The 19,773-nt window shown below is 67.6% G+C and carries 19 protein-coding genes; 12 read left to right on the top strand and 7 right to left on the bottom strand.

Annotation, left to right across the window (positions count from 1 at the left end):
• The first annotated feature begins 11 nt into the window (after positions 1 to 11).
• Both SR870_RS15130 and SR870_RS15125 read left to right on the top strand, forming a co-directional pair.
• Positions 12 to 830 carry a CoA transferase gene (locus SR870_RS15130; protein WP_322514363.1) on the top strand — a complete coding sequence of 273 codons (819 nt, stop codon included), beginning with the start codon at positions 12 to 14 and terminating at the stop codon, positions 828 to 830.
• Entirely contained in the window at positions 827 to 1,579 is a 753-nt protein-coding gene (locus SR870_RS15125; protein ID WP_322514362.1) for a CoA transferase, read from the top strand. The genes SR870_RS15130 and SR870_RS15125 overlap by 4 nt, the downstream gene beginning before the upstream one ends.
• Positions 1,580 to 1,588: 9 nt before the next feature.
• On the opposite strand, the gene SR870_RS15120 is transcribed toward SR870_RS15125, so the two are convergent.
• The 5 genes from SR870_RS15120 to SR870_RS15100 form a co-directional block, all read right to left on the bottom strand.
• The gene (locus SR870_RS15120; RefSeq protein WP_322514361.1) at positions 1,589 to 1,744 is read right to left on the bottom strand and encodes a hypothetical protein; all 156 of its coding nucleotides are present in this window, start codon (positions 1,742 to 1,744) and stop codon (positions 1,589 to 1,591) included.
• Positions 1,744 to 2,667 carry a helix-turn-helix domain-containing GNAT family N-acetyltransferase gene (locus SR870_RS15115; RefSeq protein ID WP_322514360.1) on the bottom strand — a complete coding sequence of 308 codons (924 nt, stop codon included), beginning with the start codon at positions 2,665 to 2,667 and terminating at the stop codon, positions 1,744 to 1,746. The genes SR870_RS15120 and SR870_RS15115 overlap by 1 nt, the downstream gene beginning before the upstream one ends.
• Before the next feature lie 85 nt (positions 2,668 to 2,752).
• On the bottom strand, positions 2,753 to 4,108 hold the full coding sequence (locus SR870_RS15110) for an APC family permease (RefSeq protein WP_322514359.1): 1,356 nt from the start codon (positions 4,106 to 4,108) through the stop codon (positions 2,753 to 2,755).
• 71 nt (positions 4,109 to 4,179) lie between these two features.
• Entirely contained in the window at positions 4,180 to 4,965 is a 786-nt protein-coding gene (locus SR870_RS15105; protein ID WP_322514358.1) for a class I SAM-dependent methyltransferase, read from the bottom strand.
• Between the two features lie 161 nt (positions 4,966 to 5,126).
• Complete coding sequence (locus SR870_RS15100) at positions 5,127 to 5,690, bottom strand: glycosyl transferase (protein WP_322518278.1); 564 nt, start codon at positions 5,688 to 5,690, stop codon at positions 5,127 to 5,129.
• 164 nt (positions 5,691 to 5,854) lie between these two features.
• Here SR870_RS15100 and SR870_RS15095 point away from each other — a divergent pair, with 164 nt between their 5' ends.
• The 3 genes from SR870_RS15095 (at position 5,855) to SR870_RS15085 (ending at position 9,614) form a co-directional block, all read left to right on the top strand.
• Positions 5,855 to 7,018, top strand: a complete 1,164-nt coding sequence (locus SR870_RS15095) for a PA0069 family radical SAM protein (protein WP_322514357.1) — start codon at positions 5,855 to 5,857, stop codon at positions 7,016 to 7,018.
• Positions 7,019 to 7,203: 185 nt separating this feature from the next.
• On the top strand, positions 7,204 to 8,034 hold the full coding sequence (locus SR870_RS15090) for a ribonuclease HII (protein ID WP_322514356.1): 831 nt from the start codon (positions 7,204 to 7,206) through the stop codon (positions 8,032 to 8,034).
• Positions 8,035 to 8,105: 71 nt separating this feature from the next.
• Entirely contained in the window at positions 8,106 to 9,614 is a 1,509-nt protein-coding gene (locus SR870_RS15085; protein WP_322514355.1) for a glycosyltransferase family 39 protein, read from the top strand.
• Positions 9,615 to 9,626: 12 nt separating this feature from the next.
• On the opposite strand, the gene SR870_RS15080 is transcribed toward SR870_RS15085, so the two are convergent.
• Positions 9,627 to 10,472: a uracil-DNA glycosylase gene (locus tag SR870_RS15080; protein WP_322514354.1), complete on the bottom strand. Its 846-nt coding sequence runs from the start codon at positions 10,470 to 10,472 to the stop codon at positions 9,627 to 9,629.
• 198 nt (positions 10,473 to 10,670) lie between these two features.
• On the opposite strand from SR870_RS15080, the gene SR870_RS15075 reads away from it, so the two are divergent.
• From SR870_RS15075 to SR870_RS15060, 4 genes are all read left to right on the top strand, one after another.
• Positions 10,671 to 12,329, top strand: a complete 1,659-nt coding sequence (locus tag SR870_RS15075; protein WP_322514353.1) for an electron transfer flavoprotein-ubiquinone oxidoreductase — start codon at positions 10,671 to 10,673, stop codon at positions 12,327 to 12,329.
• A gap of 235 nt (positions 12,330 to 12,564) precedes the next feature.
• Positions 12,565 to 14,343 carry a tetratricopeptide repeat protein gene (locus SR870_RS15070; protein WP_322514352.1) on the top strand — a complete coding sequence of 593 codons (1,779 nt, stop codon included), beginning with the start codon at positions 12,565 to 12,567 and terminating at the stop codon, positions 14,341 to 14,343.
• Positions 14,344 to 14,356: 13 nt separating this feature from the next.
• Entirely contained in the window at positions 14,357 to 15,247 is an 891-nt protein-coding gene (locus tag SR870_RS15065; protein ID WP_322514351.1) for a 4-(cytidine 5'-diphospho)-2-C-methyl-D-erythritol kinase, read from the top strand.
• Positions 15,248 to 15,873: 626 nt separating this feature from the next.
• Positions 15,874 to 16,161: a hypothetical protein gene (locus SR870_RS15060; protein ID WP_322514350.1), complete on the top strand. Its 288-nt coding sequence runs from the start codon at positions 15,874 to 15,876 to the stop codon at positions 16,159 to 16,161.
• A gap of 109 nt (positions 16,162 to 16,270) precedes the next feature.
• Here SR870_RS15060 and SR870_RS15055 read toward each other — a convergent pair whose 3' ends face one another.
• Positions 16,271 to 17,281, bottom strand: coding sequence for a polyprenyl synthetase family protein (locus SR870_RS15055; protein WP_322514349.1), 1,011 nt, complete (start codon positions 17,279 to 17,281; stop codon positions 16,271 to 16,273).
• A 262-nt stretch (positions 17,282 to 17,543) separates the two neighbouring features.
• Between SR870_RS15055 and SR870_RS15050 the strand changes: the two genes are divergently transcribed.
• The 3 genes from SR870_RS15050 to SR870_RS15040 all read left to right on the top strand — a co-directional run bounded on the left by SR870_RS15050 (position 17,544) and on the right by SR870_RS15040 (position 19,709).
• Complete coding sequence (locus SR870_RS15050; protein WP_322514348.1) at positions 17,544 to 17,771, top strand: DUF2007 domain-containing protein; 228 nt, start codon at positions 17,544 to 17,546, stop codon at positions 17,769 to 17,771.
• Positions 17,764 to 18,528, top strand: coding sequence for a tRNA1(Val) (adenine(37)-N6)-methyltransferase (locus SR870_RS15045; RefSeq protein ID WP_322514347.1), 765 nt, complete (start codon positions 17,764 to 17,766; stop codon positions 18,526 to 18,528). The genes SR870_RS15050 and SR870_RS15045 overlap by 8 nt, the downstream gene beginning before the upstream one ends.
• Before the next feature lie 272 nt (positions 18,529 to 18,800).
• A complete protein-coding gene (locus tag SR870_RS15040) occupies positions 18,801 to 19,709 on the top strand; it encodes a S49 family peptidase (RefSeq protein ID WP_322514346.1) in 909 nt (302 codons plus the stop codon).
• Positions 19,710 to 19,773 lie beyond the last annotated feature (64 nt).

Raw genomic sequence — 19,773 nt, 5'->3', positions numbered from 1 at the left:
TGGAGGATGCCGTGGGAGAAATCGTTTCGCTGCAGCAACTGGCCGCGCAGGTGCGCGACGGCATGACGGTGGCGCTGTCGTCCGACAATGCCGGCGTCGCGATGGCCGCCACCGCCGCCATCCTCGCCAACCGCCCGAAAGACCTGCACCTCGTCTGCGTTCCGATCAGCGGCATGCAGGCCGACATGCTGATCGGCGAGGGGCTGGTCGGCACGCTCGAAACCAGCGCGGTGACGCTCGGCGAAGCCGGCGGCGCGCCGCGTTTCGCCGACGGCATTCGCAACGCCGCCTTCAAGATGATGGACGCGACCTGCCCGGCGATCCTCGCCGGCCTCGTCGCCGGCCAGAAGGGAGTGCCGTTCATGCCGATCCGCGGCATCATCGGCAGCGATCTGCTGGCCTCGCGGCCGGACTGGACGATCATCGACAACCCGTTCGCACAGGACGATCCGATCGTCGTGGTGTCGGCGATCCGGCCCGACATCGCGCTGTTTCACGCCCCCGAGGCCGATCGATTCGGCAATGTCCGGATCGGACGGCAGGCCGAGCTCGCGGCGATGGCCTATGCGGCGAAGACCACGCTGGTGACCGTCGAGCGCATCGTCGAGACCTCGCTGCTCGCCGACGAGCGCAGCGCCGCCGGCGTGTTGCCGGCGCTGTATGTCGGCGCGATCGCCGAGGCGAAGCACGGCGCATGGCCGCTGGGGCTCGCCGGCGAATACGTCACCGACTCGGCCGAAGTCGCGCGCTACGCCAAGATGGCCCGCTCGGCCGACGGCTTCGCGGCTTACATGAAGGGCTTCGCGCAGGCGTTCGAGGCCGTGGCATGAGCGCGCTGCCCGCGAGCCGACGCGAAATCCTGATCGCCACCATCGCCGATCTGCTCGACGGCGTGCGAACCGTCGCGGTCGGCGCGTCGTCGCCGATGCCGGCGGCCGGCGCGATGCTGCTGCGCGCCCGCAACGAACAGCGCGGCCGCGAGCGCGTGCGGGTGATCGTGCTGGGTTCGCGCCAGCATAATTTCTTCACCAACGGCTCGTTCGAACTGTTCGACGCCACCGCGCAGGGGCGGATCGATGCGTTCTTTCTCGGCGGCGGTCAGATCGACGGGCAGGCCAACATCAATCTGGTCGGCACCGGCGACTATCCGTCGAGCACCGTGCGGTGGCCGGGCTCGTTCGGCTCCGCCTTCATGTACTATCTGATCCCGCGGGTGATCCTGTTCCGCGAGGAACATTCGCCGCGGGTGCTGGTCGACAAGGTCGATTTCGTCAGCGCGCCGGGCTCGAGCGACGGTATTCATCGCAGCGGCGGGCCGCACGCCTTGCTGACTGGTCTCGCGCTGTTCGACTTCGACAAAGAGAACAAGCGCTTCCGGTTGCGCAGCGTGCATCGCGGCGGCTCGGCTTCGGATGTCCGCGCCGCCACCGGCTTCGACTACGATTCGCCGGACGAGGTGCCGTTCACGCCGGAACCCGATGCCGAGACGCTGGCGCTGCTGCGCGGCCGGGTCACCACCGAACTGGCTGAGTGCTATCCGCAATTCGTCGAGACGATGGTGGCCGATCGCGCCGCGTGATGCGGCCGGTCAAAGGCGGCGCCGGCCCAGCGCCGCGCGCAGCCAGCCGATCAGTGCTCGCATGGCCGCATAGATCGCGGCAAGCTGAAGCGCCCGCCCACGCCGGGCGTGGAACGCGATCAGCTCGGAGGTGACCTGCCGCGACTGGTCGCGACGCGGCGCCATTACAGCGTCAGCTCCCAGGTCTCGCCGATCAAGTCGGGGCCGAAGCTGCGGTGCGGCTCGGTCGCGACCAGCACGAAGCCAGCGTCCTGATAGATTTTTCGCGCGGCGACGAGGATGCTTTGCGTCCACAGCGTCACTTTACGATAGCCGCATTGCCGGGCGAAGCCGATCGCCTCCTGCACCATCCGCTGTCCGAGCCGATGGCCGCGCGCCTGCGGCGTCACCAGCAGCAGCCGCAGCTTGGCGACCTCGTCGCTGGCCCGCACCAGAAACAGCGAGCCGGCCTGCGCGCCGTCGAGTTCGGCGATCCAGCAGCGCTCGCGCCTGGGATCGTGCGCGGCGAGAAACCGGCCGGCGATCTCGGCGACCAGCGCCTCGAACGAGGCGCCGAAGCCGTATTCGGCGGCGTAGAACGCGCCGTGGCTCTGCACCACCCAGCCGATGTCGCCGGGCTGCGGGCCGCGCAGGATCGGGCCTTGCGACGGTGCTGCTCGGAGCAATCGCTCGATGGTGGTCATCGCCGCCACCACCCGCGACCGCTCGGACGGCTGCAGGCCCGCGAGCATCGCCGCGATCTCCTGCTGCGAGCGCTGCTCGAGGCGGCCGTAGGTGGTGCGGCCCTTCGCGGTCAGGCCGATCCGCGACTGCCGCCGATCGTCCGGCGACGGCTTGCGGCTGATCAGGCCCTGATCGTCGAAGCTTTGAAGGATCCGGCTGAGATAGCCGGCGTCGATGCCCAACTCGGCGCCGATCTCCTTGGCGAGCGGGGCGTCGCGATGCGCCAGCTCGTACAGCACCCGGGCTTCGGTGAGCGAAAAAGGCGTATTCAGCAGGTGCTGCTCGAGCACGCCGAGCCGGCGGGTATAGAAGCGGTTGAAGCCGCGGACGCTGGCGACCTGATCGGGCGGGACGGGGTTCGACATGGCAACTCTTCAATGGTTGCCATTGTCAAATAAATGGTTGCCTTTGGCAAGTGTCTCGGCGGTCGGCGGCGGTCGCCGCGGCGGTTCACTCGGCCGGGACCATCGTGCTCCGGCGCCGCGCCACCGCGATCAGCGGCACCCCGGCCAGCAGCACCGCGAGGCCGATCAGCGCACCCAGCCCGGTGTGCATCAGGCTGGCGTAGAACAGGTAGCCGCAGGCGGCGCAGAACAGCGCAGGCACCAGCGGATACAACGGCGCCGGCAGCAGACGTGGCTGCGCCTGGTCGCGGCGCCGCAGCACAAAAAACGAAATCCCGACCAGCAGCATGAACAGCCAGAATGCGGGGGCGGTGTATTCCACGATCGCCTGAAAGCCGTCGCGCTGCATCGCGCCGAACATCACCAGCAGCAGCGCCACCGCGCCCTGAAGCAGCATCGCGCGGCGCGGATTGTTGCCGCGCGGATCCCACGCGCCGAGCCGGCGCAGCGCGGGCAGGTCGGAGCCGAGCGCGAAATACACCCGCGCGCCGGTGAAGATCGACGCGTTGAGCGTGCTCAGCGCGGCGATGCAGACCGCGAGGCTGAGCAGAAGCGCCCCGGTATCGCCCGCGGTCAGCCGCATCAGGTCGGTGGCGACCGCGCTGGAGCGACGCATCGCGTCGAGCCCGAGCACGCTCAGATAAGCGAGATTGGTGAGAAGATAGATCGCGGTGATCGCCAGCGTCCCGAACAGCAGCACTCGCAGCATGTTGCGGCGGCCGTCGCGGACGTCGGCGGAGATGTAAGCGATCTCGTTCCAGCCGCCGTAAGTCAGCAGAATGAACACCATGGCGAGCCCGGCAGCGCCGCCGGCGGCCGTTTCGCCGTCCCCGGCCGCAGGCCGCGGATCGGCCGGCACCTGCTCCGGCGCGAGAAACAGCGCGGCGATGATGATCAGGACGATCACCGTCAGCGTCAGTCCGCTCAGCAGGTTCTGCGCGGTCTTGCCCTGATGGGTGCCGCGCAGATTGACCGCGGTCATGATCACAAGCACCGCCGCCGCGTAGATCGCCACGCCCGAGGAGCCGATCGGCACGATGGCCTGGGCGTAGTCGCCAAATACGAAGGCGACCGCGGCGATCGCCCCGGTCTGGATGATCGAGATCCGGCCCCATGCGAACAGCAGCGCGATGTTTCGCCCCAGCCCGCGATCGAGGAAGGTGTACTCGCCGCCCGCACTGGGATAGCGCGCGGCGAGTTCGGCATAGACCAGAGCTCCGGCCAGCGTGATCAGCCCGCCCAGCAGCCACAGCCCGATGAACTCAGCCTCGCTGCCGACATTGGCGGCCACCAGCGACGGGGTCTTGAAGATCCCGATGCCGACGACGACGCCGATCACCATCGAGATGCCGTCGAGCAGAGACAGGCTGGGCCGCGGCGCGGCTGAGGTCGAATCGGTCATGACAGGCTCGCTGGCGGACTCGCTGTGAGGCGGCGCCATGACGGCGTCCGGCCGTAAGGAAAGCGCGTTGGTCAGATACGCTCGGCGCGCCAGTCGCCCGTGCCCGACGGGACGATGCTGTTGCCGTCGACTTTGCCCTGATAGGTCTGCCCGCCGATCCGGAAACTCAGCTCTGCTCCGCGCAGGCTGACCTGCTCGATCGGCAAGGGCTTGCCTTCCATCGTGGCGGTGCCGGTGACGACCTGGTATTTCTGTTTCAGGCTGAGATTCACGACGGCTTCGGAGCCGTTCTGCAGCCGCCATTCGCCTTCCACGCGGGCCGGCACGATCCAGAAATAGACGTCACGCCCGCCCACCGTTTCGTGGCGGTCGGCCGTCCAGTCGCCCATCGAGAAACTATGCGACACCACGCGTGTGCCGGGACGCAGTTCGTTCAGCAGTCGTGGCCGCAGCTTGGCGTTCAGCGTCTGCAGCAGATACAGCGTGACGATGTCGGCCTTGCTGATGTCGGTCTCGAACAGGTCGGCTTGAATGAATTCGACCTTGTCCTGAACGCCGGCGCTCTTGGCGTTGGCCTCGGCTTCGGTGATGCGGACCGGGTCGATATCGACGCCGTGGCCGCTGATCCCGAAGCGCTTTGCGGCCGCGATCGGAATCCGCCCGTCGCCGGATCCCAGATCGATAAGGTACTCGCCGGGCTTCGGCGCGGTCAGTTCCAGCATGCGGTCGACGACGTTCTGGGGGGTCGGCACGTAGTGCACATCGGGCGTTCGGGCCGGCGCGGAGACGATCGTGGCGCCGGTGGCGAGGACGATGGCGGCGAGGCCGGCGAAGGAGCGGATCGATGCGTGCTGCATGGACATGTTTCCCTGTTCGAACTCGTCCTGCAACACCGCGGCGCGCGACCTGATCCCGGCGCAACGACGCGACGGATTGCCTCCCGCAATGTGTCGCGCGACATCGACGCGCGGAGCCGGGATGGAGTTCGCGAGTTGTGAGTTGAAACGCGGAGCCGCGCTCAGACCAGCACGATCCGGCTGCGCAGCAGCGTGCGGGAGGAGCGGCCGAGCTGCCGCAGCAGCCGCGCTTCGGAGCGCTCCGGATCGTGGCCGCCGAGCTGGTCGTAGTGATCGCGGGCGATCAGCAGCCCCTGATCGGCCCGCGGTCCCGAGATCTGCCGGCGAAGGGCGTTGAAGGTCTCGCGCCAGCTCGGCTCCGCATAGGGCGAGCGCGCATAGCGGAAGATCCCCGCGCGCGGCCGGCCGCTGAGCGAGACGCCCTGGATGAACTGCGAGGTCTCTTCGATCCAGCCGGAATCCAGCACCGCGCCGGCATGCAGGAACATCAACCATGGCGACCGCGACTGCTGCGCGCCCGCCGCCAATGCCGCGGCGCGGCTGCCCTGCACCGCAAGAAATCCGCAGCCGGCGACGTCCGCGACCCGTTCGATCACGCCGTCGTCCTTGCGATCGACCAGCACCACCTCGCGGACAACGCCCGCGGCCGCGCCTGGAACCAGCGCCGCCAATGTGGCGACCGCGGTCCGTTCGACACCTTCAGTAGGGATGATGACGCTCAGCATGTCCGCCGACGGCTTCGATTGCGACAGTGCCATGCACGCTTAGCATCTCGTGGCGTCGAAATCAGCACGGAATTGCGGTCTGCCCCGAAACTAGGCTTGGGCCTGGGTTGTGTGATTCATGAGTTTGTTCTTGATTTGTTCCTTCGACTCGCTATCTTCGAGCCATGAGCAGAGCATCCAGCAGTGCCCTCAAGCGCCCGCCGGTCACGGCGCCCTCCGAGCCGGTGGGCGCGCCTTCTCCTTTTCCCGCCATCGAAATTGCTATCGACAAGCAACGTCGTCGCGGCCGCGGCGCGCAATCCAACGACTCGGGTCGGTTCGAGGCCGAAGCGCGGGTCGCGTTCGACGACGGCTGGCAGAGCCTCGACGAACTGCCGCCGTTCAAGACCACGGTCGCGCTCGACACCGCGCGAAAAGTCATCACCCGCAACGACTCGCCGGATATCGGCTTCGACCGTTCGATCAATCCGTATCGCGGCTGCGAGCACGGCTGCGTCTACTGTTTCGCGCGGCCGACCCACGCCTATCTCGGCCTGTCGCCGGGGCTGGACTTCGAGTCCCGGCTGTTCGCCAAGCCGGACGCGCCGGCGCTGCTGGAGAAGGAACTCGCCGCCGCCGACTACGAGCCGAAAATGATCGCGATCGGCACCAACACCGATCCGTACCAGCCGATCGAGCGCGAGCACAAGATCATGCGCGGCGTGCTCGAAGTGCTGGAAAAGACCGGGCATCCGGTCGGCATCGTCACCAAATCGGCGCTGGTCACCCGCGATATCGATATTCTGGCGCGGATGGCGAAGCGTCAGCTCGTCAAGGTCGCGCTGTCGGTGACATCGCTCGACCCGAAACTGGCGCGCACCATGGAGCCGCGCGCCTCGACACCTGAAAAGCGGCTGGAGGCGTTGAAGCGGCTGTCGGAGGCCGGCATTCCGACCACCGTGATGGTGGCGCCGGTGATCCCGGCGCTCAACGACGTCGAGATCGAGCGCATCCTCGACGCCGCCGCCCATGCCGGCGTCAAGGAGGCGAGCTACGTAATGCTGCGGCTGCCGCTGGAAGTGCGCGACCTGTTCCGCGAATGGCTGATGGCGAACTACCCGGACCGCTACCGCCACGTCTTCACGCTGATCCGCGATATGCGCGGCGGCCGCGACTACGATTCGCAATGGGGCACGCGGATGAAAGGCACCGGCCCGATCGCCTGGATGATCGGCCGGAGGTTCGAGACCGCCTGCGCGAGGCTCGGCCTGAACAAGCGCCGCTCCAAGCTGACGATCGATCATTTCGAGAAGCCTGAGCGCGCCGGGCAGCAGTTGAGTTTGTTTTAGGTGCCGATCCGTAGGATGGGTTGAGCCTACGGCGAAACCCATCGCCCCACGGTGCGCCGCTCGATGGGTTTCGCTGCGCTCAACCCATCCTACGGGAAGATGCGGGGAACCACGCTCCCTTTGAATTGGGGGCATGGCGGGGATTTCGGGTTGCGCGTGCCGGCGCTTGCCCGCAGCATCCCGGCATGATTCGAGACACCAAGAAGCCGGCGAAAGCCGCGACGGCCAGACCGTCGAAGGCTGTGGCCAAAGCCGCCACTGGAAAGGCGCAAGCCGCAAAAGCGGCGCCCGCCAAAGGCCTCGGCCGTGGCGTCATCGCCGTCGCGCCGCCGGGCTTCCGGCGCGAACGGGCGCTGATCAAGCGCGGCGTCTGGCCGGTCGCCGGCTGCGACGAGGCTGGCCGCGGGCCGCTCGCCGGCCCGGTGGTTGCGGCTGCCGTGGTGCTCGACCCGAAGCGGGTTCCAAAGGGCCTCGATGATTCGAAGCGGCTGACCGCCGAGCGGCGCGAGGAACTGTTCGAGGAAATCTGCGCCACCGCGCAGGTCGCGGTGGCGTGCGCCTCGCCGGAACGGATCAATCGCGACAACATCCTGCGCGCCTCGCTATGGGCGCTGACCCGCGCCGTCCATGCGCTGCCGGATCTGCCGCAACACGTTTTCGTCGACGGCCGCGACCGGCTCGCAACCCGCTGCGAGAGCGAGGCGGTGATCGGCGGCGACGGCCTGATCGCCTCGATCGCGGCGGCCTCGATCATCGCCAAGGTCACGCGCGACCGGCTGATGTGCCGGCTGGCGCAGGACTGCCCGGGTTACGGCTTCGAGCAGCACAAGGGCTACGGCGTGCCCGAGCATCTCGCGGCGCTGGCGCGACTCGGTCCGACGGAACATCACCGCCGGTTCTTTGCGCCGGTCGCCGCCGCCTGGCGGAAGATCGAAGGCGTGCCGGCGGAGGTCGCCGCCCTCAGCGGCGATCTGTTCGACACACCCGCGGATTCCCCGATTGAGGCCGCCCTTTAGGCGCGGCCAAGCCGGTTGCCTGGTCCGCCGGTGGGCTCTATCACGGGCGAACCGAACTCCGCTGGCCCCTTATGCGCTTTACCTCCCTGATCATCGAATTGATCCGCGCCCGGCCGCGGCTGATGTTCTGGCTGGTGGTGTCGGCGCAGGCGCTGCTGTGGGTGGTCGTGCCGCTGCTGGTCTATGCCGGCCCGCCGGACGGCGTCGCCACCGTGCTCGCCTATGGCCGGGAATATCAGGTCGGCAGCGACCTCGGGCCGCCGCTGGCGTTCTGGCTCGCCGACATCGCGTTTCGCGCCGCCGGCGGCCACATCGCCGGCGTCTATGTACTGGCGCAGCTCTGCTTCATCGTGACGTTCTACGGGCTGTTCCAGCTCGCGCGCAGCATGGTCGGCCCGCAGCATGCGGTGATCGCCGTGCTGCTGACCTCGACCATCACCGCGTTCGCGGAAGCGGGCGTCGAATTCGGACCGCTGGTGCTGGCGCGTCCGCTGTGGGCGCTGGTGCTGTGGCATAGCTGGGAGATCATCGGCCGCCGCCGGCGCAATGCCTGGTTCGCGCTGTCGATCGAGGTCGGGCTGTTGCTGCTGACCACGGTGGCCGCACCGGCCTTGCTGCTGCTGCCGATCGGCTTCGCGCTCGCCACCGCCCGGACCCGCCGCGCGCTGATGTCGCTCGATCCGCTGTTCGGCCTGCTGGTGATCGCCGTGCTGGTGCTGCCCTACGGCATCTGGCTGGTGCGCGCCGACATCTTCGCGCTGCCGCCGCTGCCGGCGACCGCCGAGTTGACCGAACGCGCGATCCTCGCCGCCGCGCTGTTCGGCGGCCTGCTGGTCGCGCTCGGCGGCGTGGCGCTGCTGGCGTTGCTCAACGCCAGGTTCGATCGCAGGGCGGACGATGCGCCGGTGGTCTATCGGGCGCCGGTCGATCCGCTGGCGCGGCAGTTCGTATATTTCTTCGCGCTGGCGCCGGCGCTGCTCGGCAGCATCGCCGCGGCCTTGTTCGGCCTGCCTCACGTCGTCGGCGGCGCCGGCATCGCGCTGCTGCTGGTCGGCCTCGCGGTGGTGGTGGCGACCGGGGACCTGATCCGTCTGCGCCGGCAGCGGGTGCTGCGCGCCGCCTGGGCGGCGCTGGTGGCGGCGCCGGCGGTGGCGGTGATTTTGATTGCGGTGGTGCAGCCCTGGGTCAGCCCGACCGAACGCGCGACGTCGCTGCCGGCCAGGGATATCGCGCGGTTCTTCGGCGACAGTTTCGAGCGCCGCACCGGCCGGCCGCTGCCGGCGGTCGCGGGCGATCCCGAACTCGCCGGACTGATCGCGATGGGCCGGTCGCGGCCGCATCTGTTTCTCGATGCGACGCCGGCCCGCACGCCCTGGGTGACACCGGCGACGTTCAGCGAGCGCGGCGGCGTCGTGGTCTGGCGCGCCGCCGACACCGCCGGCAAGCCGCCGCCGGACATCGCGCAGCGGTTTCCCGAGATCGTGCCGGAGCTGCCGCGCGCGTTCGAGCGGATGATCGCCGGGCGCCAGCCGCCGTTGCGGATCGGCTGGGCGATCGTGCGGCCGAAGGCCGCGCAGTAAATCCGATCGCGATCAGTTCGCCGGCGAGTCCGTTGCGGCGAGCGCCGTGGCGATCGCGCGCAAATCCTGCCACGCCAGCCGCTTGTAGGTCGGCTGCCGCAGCAGATAGGCCGGGTGCAGCGTCGGCATCGCGCGGATCATGCGCGCGCCGGCGTCGTAGTCGAACCAGCGTCCGCGGGTGCGCGTGATGCCGTCGCGGGTCGACAGCAGCGTCTGGGTCGAGGGATTGCCGAGCGTCACAAGGATCGCGGGGTTCACCAGCTCGATCTGCCGTTTGATGAAGGGCAGGCAGATCTGGGTCTCCTGCGGCGTCGGCGTGCGGTTGCCCGGCGGCCGCCACGGAATCACATTGGCGATATAGACCTTGTTGCGATCGAGTCCGATCGCCGCGAGCATCAGATCGAGCAGCTTGCCGGAGCGGCCGACGAACGGCAGCCCCTCGATATCCTCTTCGCGGCCCGGCGCTTCGCCGACCAGCATGAGGCGCGCCTGCGGATTGCCGTCGGCGAATACCAGCCGCGTCGCCGTCGCTCGCAGCGCGCATCCGTCGAACTGCTCCATCAATGCGCGCAGCGCGTCGAGCGTCGGCGCCGTCGCGGCGGCCTCGCGGGCCGACACGATCGCGGCTTCCGGCGAAGACGGCGCAGCGCCATGCGCCGCCGCCGGCCGCGGCGCAAGCGGTCGAATTGTTTCCGGACGCACGACCGGGGCGGCGATGCGCGCATCGGCTTCGACCGGCGCGACGATCTCGTCGTCGAGCATCCGGTTGACGGGCTCGTCGTTGAGCGCGCAGTCCACCCCGGCCTCGAGGTAGAACGCCAGCAACTGCTGCAGGCTCGGCGCGGGTTCAGGCATCATGATGAGCGGTCGATCAGGGGCTGGTGAGCAAGTCCGGACATCGCCGGCGGTTTCGCAGAGCGGACTCTGCCCGAGAAAAACCCCGCATGAAAGCCGGAACGATCGGGCGGCCGGTACATTTGGGAGGTTGTCCTTCGCGGAAAAATAAGAAAGAACACCGGCTGGAAACGTTCAAGAGTGTCCCTGCGAGAAAATAAAATGAGCGACGAAACGCTGCCGCCCCGCGAATCGATGGAATTCGACGTTGTGATCGTCGGCGCAGGACCCTCGGGACTGGCTTCCGCCATCCGCCTGAAACAGCTCAATCCGGAGCTGTCGGTGGTCGTGGTCGAGAAGGGCTCCGAAGTCGGCGCGCACATCCTCTCGGGCGCGGTGATCGACGTGACGCCGCTCGACGCATTGATGCCGGGCTGGCGCGAGGACGAGACCTGTCCGCTCAAGACGCATGTCGAGGACGATCATTTCTACGTCATGACGGCGGACAAGGCCTACAAGGTCCCGGGCATCATGGTCCCGCCGATGCTCAACAACCACAAGAACTTCATCGGATCGCTCGGCGATCTGTGCCGCTGGCTCGGCCCCAAGGCCGAAGAGCTCGGCGTCGAGATCTATCCCGGTTTCGCCGCGACCGAAGTGCTCTACGGCGACGACGGTGAAGTGCGCGGCATCGCCACCGGCGACATGGGCATCGGCCGCGACGGTCAGCCGAAGGATTCCTACACCCGCGGTATGGAGCTGCTCGGCAAGTACACGCTGTTCGCCGAGGGCGCGCGCGGCAGCCTGGCGAAGCAACTGATCGCGAAGTACAAGCTCGACAAGGACAGTGATCCGCCGAAATTCGGCATCGGCCTGAAGGAAGTCTGGGAGATCGATCCGGCGAAGCACCGCAAGGGGCGGATCGCGCATTCGTTCGGCTGGCCGCTCAGCAACAATATCGGCGGCGGCTCGTTCCTGTATCACTACGGCACCAACCTGGTCGCGGTCGGCTTCGTCGTGCATCTCAACTACGACGATCCTTATCTGTCGCCGTTCGAGCAGTTCCAGAAATTCAAGACGCATCGTTCGGTGGCGCCGACCTTCGAGGGCGGCAAGCGGATCTCCTACGGCGCGCGCGCCATCACCGAAGGCGGCTGGCAGTCGGTGCCGCGGCTGACGTTCCCGGGCGGCGCGCTGGTCGGCTGCGCGGCGGGCTTCGTCAACGTGCCGCGCATCAAGGGCGTCCACAACGCCATCGGGTCCGGCATGCTGGCCGCCGAGCACGTTGTCGCGGCGCTCGCCGAGGGGCGCAGCAACGACGAGGTCAAGAGCTACGAGGAATCGTGGCGCGAGTCCGCGATCGGCCGTGATCTGTTCAGGATCCGCAACGTCAAGCCGCTGTGGTCGAAGTTCGGCACCGCGGTCGGCGTGGTGCTGGCCGGATTCGAGATGTGGTGTTCGACGCTCGGCTTCTCGGTGTTCGGCACGCTGTCGCATGGCAAGCCGGACCGCTCGACGCTCGATCCCGCCAAGTCGCACGAGCGGCATCCGGCCGCGAAGCCCGATGGTAAGCTCACCTTCGACCGGCTGTCCTCGGTGTTCCTGTCGAATACCAATCACGAGGAAGACCAGCCGGTGCATCTGAAGGTCGCCGACATGGACCTGCAGAAGAAGTCGGAACACGACGTCTTCGCCGGCCCGTCGGGGCGCTATTGCCCGGCCGCGGTGTACGAATGGGTCGAGGAACCGTCGGGACCGCGCTTCGTGATCAATGCGCAGAACTGCGTCCACTGCAAAACCTGCGACATCAAGGATCCCAACGGCAACATCACCTGGGTGCCGCCCGAAGGTGGCGGCGGCCCGAATTATCAGGGCATGTAGCCACGATGTCGTGAGCGCCGGCGCGCTGCGAGCGACGCGCCGGTCACGATGCTGCCATGTTGCGACCGTCTCAATCGGATCGAGGGCCGCGCCGCGACACTTTGCGGAGCGGTGCGGTGGATGTGTGCCTGGTCCGATCCTTGCGATCGGTCGCCAAACCCGGCATTGTCATCGGCCAGACGCTGCCGGCTCGGCGGCCGGGATATCCGAGCCCTTTCCTGGAGCTAGGCATTTGATGCTCGTTCACCGATTCCGTCGTTCGATGTTTGTCGCCGTCACCGTGGCGGCGCTGCCGATCGCGGGTCAGGCGCTGGCGCAGACGCCGGACCATCCGGCCGACAATTCCGCGCAGTTTCCGACCAGTCAGGATCTGCGATCGATGACCACGGCCGGCAGCTATCTCGCCGCCCGCCATGCCAGCGTTGAACGCGATGCGGCTTCCGCCGCGGCGTTCTATCGATCCGCGCTGCGCACCGACCCGAAGAACAACGAGCTGCTCGACCGCGCTTTCATCTCGTCGCTGGCCGAAGGCAATATCGAGGAGTCGGTCAAGCTCGCCGACCGGATCCTCAAGATCGACAAGACCAACCGCGTGGCGCGGCTGGTGATCGGCGTTCGCGATCTGAAGACCAAGAAATACGCCGCAGCGGTCCAGAACGTAAATCTGTCGGTCCGCGGCCCGATCACCGACCTGGTCGCGACCCTGCTGTCGAGCTGGGCGATGGAAGGTGCCGGCGACGTCAAGGGCGCGGTCGCCAATATCGACAAGCTCGCCGGTCCGGAATGGTATCCGATCTTCAAGGATCTGCATTCCGGCATGATGCTCGAGCTTGCCAACAAGCAGAAAGACGCCGGCGTCCGCTTCGAGCGCGCCTACAAGCTCGACGATTCCGCGCTGCGGGTGACGGATGCCTATGCGCGCTGGCTGTCGCGCAACAAGGACGACGGCTCGGCGGTCGCGATCTACGAGGGCTTCGACAAGAAACTGTCGCGCCATCCGCTGGTGCTGGAAGGATTGCGCGAGGCCAAGGCCGGCAAGAAGCTGCCGCCGCTGGTCGACAGCCCGCAGGCCGGCGCCGCCGAAGCGCTGTACGGCATCGGCGCGTCGCTGACCCGCCGCGGCGGTGAAGACCTCGCATTGGTCTATCTGCAGCTCGCGCTGTACCTGAAGCCCGACCACGCGCTGGCGCTGCTGGCGCTCGGCGATCTGTACGAATCGGTCAAGAAGCCGCAGATGGCGGTGAAGGTCTACGAGCGCGTGCCGGCGGATTCGCCGCTGAAGCGCAACGCCCAGATCCAGCTCGCCACCGATCTCGACGCGACCGACCGCAGCGAGGAAGCGATCAAGATCCTGAAGACCGTGATCGCCGAGGACGGCAAGGACCTCGAGGCGATCATGGCGCTCGGCAATATCGAGCGCGGCCGCAAGAAGTTCGCCGACTGCGCCGTGACCTACACCAAGGGCATCGAGTCGCTCACCGGCAGCGAGAAGAACAGCTGGGTGTATTACTACTTCCGCGGCATCTGCGAGGAGCGCTCCAAGCAGTGGGCCAAGGCCGAGGTCGACATGAAGAAGGCGCTGCAGCTCCAGCCGGAGCAGCCGCATGTCCTCAATTATCTCGGCTATTCCTGGATCGACCAGGGCATCAATCTCGACGAAGCGATGAAGATGATCCGGCGCGCCGTGGACCAGCGCCCCGACGACGGCTACATCGTCGACTCGCTCGGCTGGGCGTATTTCCGCATCGGCAATTACGAAGAGGCGGTGAAGACGCTGGAGCGCGCGATCGATCTGAAGCCGGAAGATCCGACCATCAACGATCACCTCGGCGACGCCTATTGGCGCGTCGGGCGAACGCTGGAGGCGCGCTTCCAGTGGGCGCATGCGCGCGATCTCAAGCCGGATCCGGATGAGCTGCCGAAGATCGAGGCCAAGCTCGCCAACGGCCTGCCGGAAGACACCTCGTCGGCAGCCTCGGCGGACAAGAAAAAAGAAGACGACAAGGGCGGCTGAGTTGAGCGACGCAATGCCAACGACGGCTTTGAGCGATCAGGCCCGCGCCAAGGTCAACCTCACTTTGCGCGTGGTGGGCCGCCGCGTCGACGGCTATCACGACCTCGAAAGCGTGGTGGCGTTCGCCGACTGCGCCGACCGCCTGACGCTGCATCCCGGCGCCGAGCTGAGCCTCGTCACCTCCGGCCCCGGCGCGCAGGACTGCGGCGATACGGCCGACAATCTGGTGCTGAAGGCGACCCGCCTGCTCTCCGAGCGCGTTCCGAAGCTGCGCACCGGCGCCTTCGTGCTCGACAAGCATCTGCCGGTCGCGGCCGGAATCGGCGGCGGCTCGGCCGACGCCGCGGCGGCGCTGCGGCTGCTCGCCCGCGCCAACGATCTGTCGGCCGACGATCCCCGCGTCGTCGAGGCCGCCCGGCTGACCGGCGCCGACGTGCCGGTCTGCCTGCCGTCCCGGCCCTGCATCATGACCGGCGTCGGCGACAATCTGACGCCGTTGCCGTTGCCGAGGCTGCCGGCGGTGATGGTCAATCCGCGCGTGCCGGTGGCGACCAAGGACGTGTTCAAGGCGCTCGGCCTGCGCGCCGGCCAGCTCAATGTCGGAATCGTCGACGTGCTGAAATCGACCGGCTGGCCCGCGGGCGATGCCTCGGCCTCCGACTGGATTGCGGCAGTGAAGCGCGGCACCAACGATCTCGAAGCGCCGGCGCTGAAGGTCGAGCCGATCGTCGGCGAGGTGCTACAGGCGCTCGCGGCGCTGCCGGGCGTGCGGCTGTCGCGGATGTCGGGCTCGGGCGCGACCTGCTTTGCGCTGTTCGCCGGCGACGACGACGCTTCGGCCGGCGCGCAGGCGCTGCAGGCCGCGCATCCCGGCTGGTGGGTCCACGCCGGCGCGCTGAGCTAGATCGTTTCATCGATCGATTGAAGCGATTGGCCCTTGCCAGATGCACTGACCCCTCATCCTGAGGAGTCCGGCGAAGCCGGGCTTCTCGAAGGATGCGGCGACGCAGTGCCACCAGCGCATGGTTCGAGACGGCGCTTCGCGCCTCCTCACCATGAGGCTGTGCCTGTGGTCAGAGTCCCTGAACGCCAGTGCTGATTCCATCGGAGACAGAACGGCTCTAGTTCCTGCCGCGCAGCCCACGCCACGACCGGACTGACCATATCCGCAGCGTGATGCTGGGCCGAGCGCCAAGACGGCGGGCTTCGGGGCACCACGCTTGCGTTGTCGGCGGATCGGCGCGCCGGCGCTTTCGATGGTGGTTGAACTAATACAATCTAAATTACCAAGGCGTTGGTCATGTTTACCCGCCATGGTGGTCGTCGGAGGAAACTCCGGCGCATGACAAGGCCAGCCCGAGATAGGCGGCTGCGCGCCGACGACAGACGACCGGACAATTCGCGATCTCGGCATCCCGCATTCAGGGATGACGCGGGCGGATTCGCCGCTCTGAGTTGAGACCCGGCGACTGCGGGCGCCGTTTCGGACATCCGCAGCACGACCCCGCTCAAATCCAATGGAGGCTTGTCATGACCAATCGTGTTCTCTCGCCGCGCGCTGTTCTCGCCGCTCTCACTTTGTCGATGCTCGGCCTCGTCGCCGTCGATGCCAGGCCGGCGGAAGCCGTGGTGGCCTGCGGACCGCGCGGCTGCGCCGCAGCTAACGTCGGCGCACCCGTCGCGCGCGCCGCGGTGGCCGGGCCGGTCGGTGTCGGTCGCGTCGGTGTCGGTCGGGCTGGCGTTGGTCGTCCGGGCGTCGGTGTCGGCGGCGTCGGGCGCAATATGGGCGGTCCGGTCAATCGCGTCGGCCGTCGCTAAATCGCCGTCGACGGCGCGCCGCGTCGGATGAGCAGCGCGCCCTACGGGGCGCGCGTCTCGATGGATCGTGATGCCGGTGACGGGCTGGCAGTCCCAGCGCCGCTGCAGCCTAGTGCGACCTGGCCAGGCAGAACGCCACGACCTGCTCCAGCGCGGTCTTCATCGGCGACGGCGGGAACAGCGCCAGCGCGTCGACCGCCATCGCGCCGTAATGATGCGCGCGCTGGATGGTGTCTTCGAGGGCGCGGTGCTTGGCCATCAGGGCGATCGCCTGATCGAGATCGGCCTCGGTGATTTCGCCACGCTCCAGCGCCTTGACCCAGAAGGCGCGCTCGGAATCGTTGCCGCGGCGGAACGCCAGCACCACCGGCAGCGTGATCTTGCCCTCGCGGAAATCGTCACCGACATTCTTGCCGAGCTTGGCGGCCTTGCCGCCGTAGTCGAGCACGTCGTCGACCAGTTGGAACGCGATGCCGATATTCATGCCGAACGAGCGGCAGGCCGACTGCTCGGCTTTCGGCCGCTCGGCGATCGCCGGGCCCACCTCGCAGGCTGCGGCGAACAGTTCGGCGGTCTTGCCGCGGATCACCGCGAGATATTCGTCTTCGGTCGTCGCGGTGTTCTTGGCGGCGGCGAGCTGCATCACTTCGCCTTCGGCGATCGTCGCCGAGGCCGCCGACAGAATGTCGAGCGCCCGCAGCGAGCCGACCTCGACCATCATCCGGAACGCCTGGCCGAGCAGGAAGTCGCCGACCAGCACGCTGGCCTCGTTGCCCCACAGCATCCGCGCCGACTTCTTGCCGCGGCGCATCTCGCTCTCGTCGACGACGTCGTCGTGCAGCAGCGTCGCGGTGTGCATGAATTCGACCGCGGCGGCGAGCTTGATGTGGCCGTCGCCGGCATAGCCGGTGAGGTTGGCCATCGCCAGCGTCAGCATCGGCCGCAGCCGCTTGCCGCCCGAGGAGATCAGATGGTTCGCGACCTCGGGGATCATCGTGACGTCCGAGCCGGTGCGCGACAGGATGGTGGCGTTGACCCGCTCCATGTCGGCCGCGACAAGTCCGACCAATTGGTCGATCGAGGCGGACGGGGGGCCTTCGAAGGGTACGACTACGGCCACGCTCAGTCTCCAGATTCGGGAGGTTTCCGGCACATCGAGTCCGCGCGAAAACTCCCTGATTTCGTTGCTCGGGGCGAAGTGGGACGTCGCCGCGCTGCCGGTCGGCGATTTCGCTCTTCGTCCAGGTCCCGACTATAACATGGGACCGGCCGGCTCACGAGACGAGCATTCGCCCAAGTCGGTCGCCCAAGTCGGTCGTCCAAGTCGGTCGCCCATCTCGGTCGCCGGGAGCTATAATGCAGGGATCAGGGGAGGCGCAAGGTTGCGGGAACTGGTGAGGACCAATGACGTGGTGTTGATCTCGGCGGTCGGGGCTCTGCTCGACGGCGCCGAGATCGACTATCTGGTGATGGACCAGAACATGAGCGTGCTGGAGGGGTCGGTCGGGGTGATTCCGAGGCGCGTTCTGGTCCATCCGGACGACCTCCGCTCCGCGCGTCAGGTTTTGACTGACGCGGGTCTGGCCCACGAACTCCGCACCGATGACTGATCCTGCCCCGACCACCGAGGACGGCTTTCTCGGCGGGCGATTGCGGCTACGGCAGCCGGTCTCCGGCCACCGTGCCGGCCATGACGCTATCCTGCTGGCTGCGGCGACCAGGGCCCGGCCGGATGACCGGGTCGTCGAGTTCGGCGCCGGCGTCGGCGCGGCCGGGCTGGCGCTGGCCGCGCGGGTCGGGGGTCTTGATCTGGTGCTGGTCGAGCGCGATCCGTTCCTCGCCGGTCTGGCGCGCGCAAACGCCGCAGCCAACGGCATCCGCGCCGACGCAATGGTGCTGGATGTGCAGGCCAGCGCGGACGACTTCGCGGCACTGGGCCTGTCGCCGGACAGCGTCGATGTCGTGCTGATGAATCCGCCGTTCAACGATCCCGCCCGGCATCGCGGCTCGCCCGATGGCGCGCGGCAGATCGCGCATGTGGCGACCGCCACGACTTTGGAATCCTGGGTCCATGCCGCGCGGCGCGTTCTGAAATCGGGCGGGGCGCTGACGCTGATCTGGCGGGCCGACGGACTGGCCGACGTGCTGGCGGCGCTCGGCCGCGGCTTCGGCGGCCTTTGGCTGCTACCAGTCCACGGCAAGCCGGACGAGCCGGCGATCCGGGTGCTGATACGCGCCGTGAAGGGCGGGCGGGCGCCGCTTCGAATCGACGCGGCGCTGCATCTCAACGAGGCCTCTGGAATACCGACAAATTCGGCCCGCGCGGTCCTGAACGGTGAGCAGATATTGCCGGCCGCAATCACATAATCGCGAGTGCCCGGCAAGAATTGCGCATCGGCGATTAGTGCGGCGTCGGGTTGGTTTGCCGATCCGGCTTGGCGGTGAAGTGAGCCGAGGCCAGAATGGCCCCCATCAGCAGCATCAACAAATAGATTTTCATCTTCCCCTCCGCTGCGTCGTCGAAGCCGCGTTCCTATATGAAACTCGGTCATGAAACCGCTCATGAAACTCGGTGCTGCAAAACGCGTTCCAGACCACGACGTAACAGGTAGTGAAATGATCAACTCTCGGGTGAACGCATGAACGAACCGGTGACCGCTGGTCGAAGCTCTTCGGGGCTGCTCGATACTTTCGGCAAGTGGATTCCGGACAGGTTCCGCTCCGACATCCCGGTTGTTCCCGTGGTGCGGCTGTCGGGCGTGATCGGCGCCGTGACGCCGCTGCGGCCAGGGATGTCGCTGGCGGGCGTCGCCAAATTGCTGGAGCGCGCGTTCGCGACGCGCAACGCCAAGGCGGTGGCGCTGGCGATCAACTCGCCGGGCGGCTCGCCGGTGCAGTCGCGGCTGATCTATCTGCGGATCCGCGCGCTGGCGGCCGAGAAGAAGCTGCCGGTCTATGCCTTCGTCGAGGACGTCGCGGCGTCCGGCGGCTACATGATCGCCTGCGGCGCCGACGAGATCTATTGCGACCCGTCGTCGATCGTCGGATCGATCGGCGTGGTCGGCGGCAGCTTCGGCTTCCAGGAGCTGATCAAGAAGATCGGCGTCGAGCGCCGGCTCTACACCGCCGGCGAGCACAAGGCGCAGCTCGATCCGTTCCTGCCCGAGGACCCTGGCGATGTCGCGCGCGTCAAGGCGCTGCAGCAGGAGATCCACGCGCTGTTCATCTCGCTGGTGAAGGACAGTCGCGGCGCGCGGCTGAAGGGCGACGAGGACAAGCTGTTCTCCGGCGAGTACTGGGCGGGCGGCACCTCGGTGGCGCTTGGTCTTTCCGACGCGATCGGCGACCTCCGTGCGGTGCTACGCGGAAAATTCGGCGACAAGGTCCGCACCCCGGTGATCGCGGCGCCGACCGGCCTGCTGTCGGGCTTGATGCGCAAATCGTCGGGCGCGGGCGCGGAGGCGTCGCTCGACGGCTTCGCGGCGCTGCCCGATCAACTGATCTCGGCGCTGGAAACGCGCGCCATCTGGGCGAAATACGGCTTTTAGAAGGTATCGAGCGCGCTGTTTCGCCCCGCCGGATGCGATTGCAGGGCGGGCGCGATTCAGCGAG

It is taken from the genome of Rhodopseudomonas palustris (genome assembly GCF_034479375.1).
Lineage (GTDB): Bacteria > Pseudomonadota > Alphaproteobacteria > Rhizobiales > Xanthobacteraceae > Rhodopseudomonas > Rhodopseudomonas palustris_M.
The sequence above is the reverse complement of the archived record's forward strand: the minus strand, read 5'-3'. Positions and strand labels throughout refer to the sequence as shown.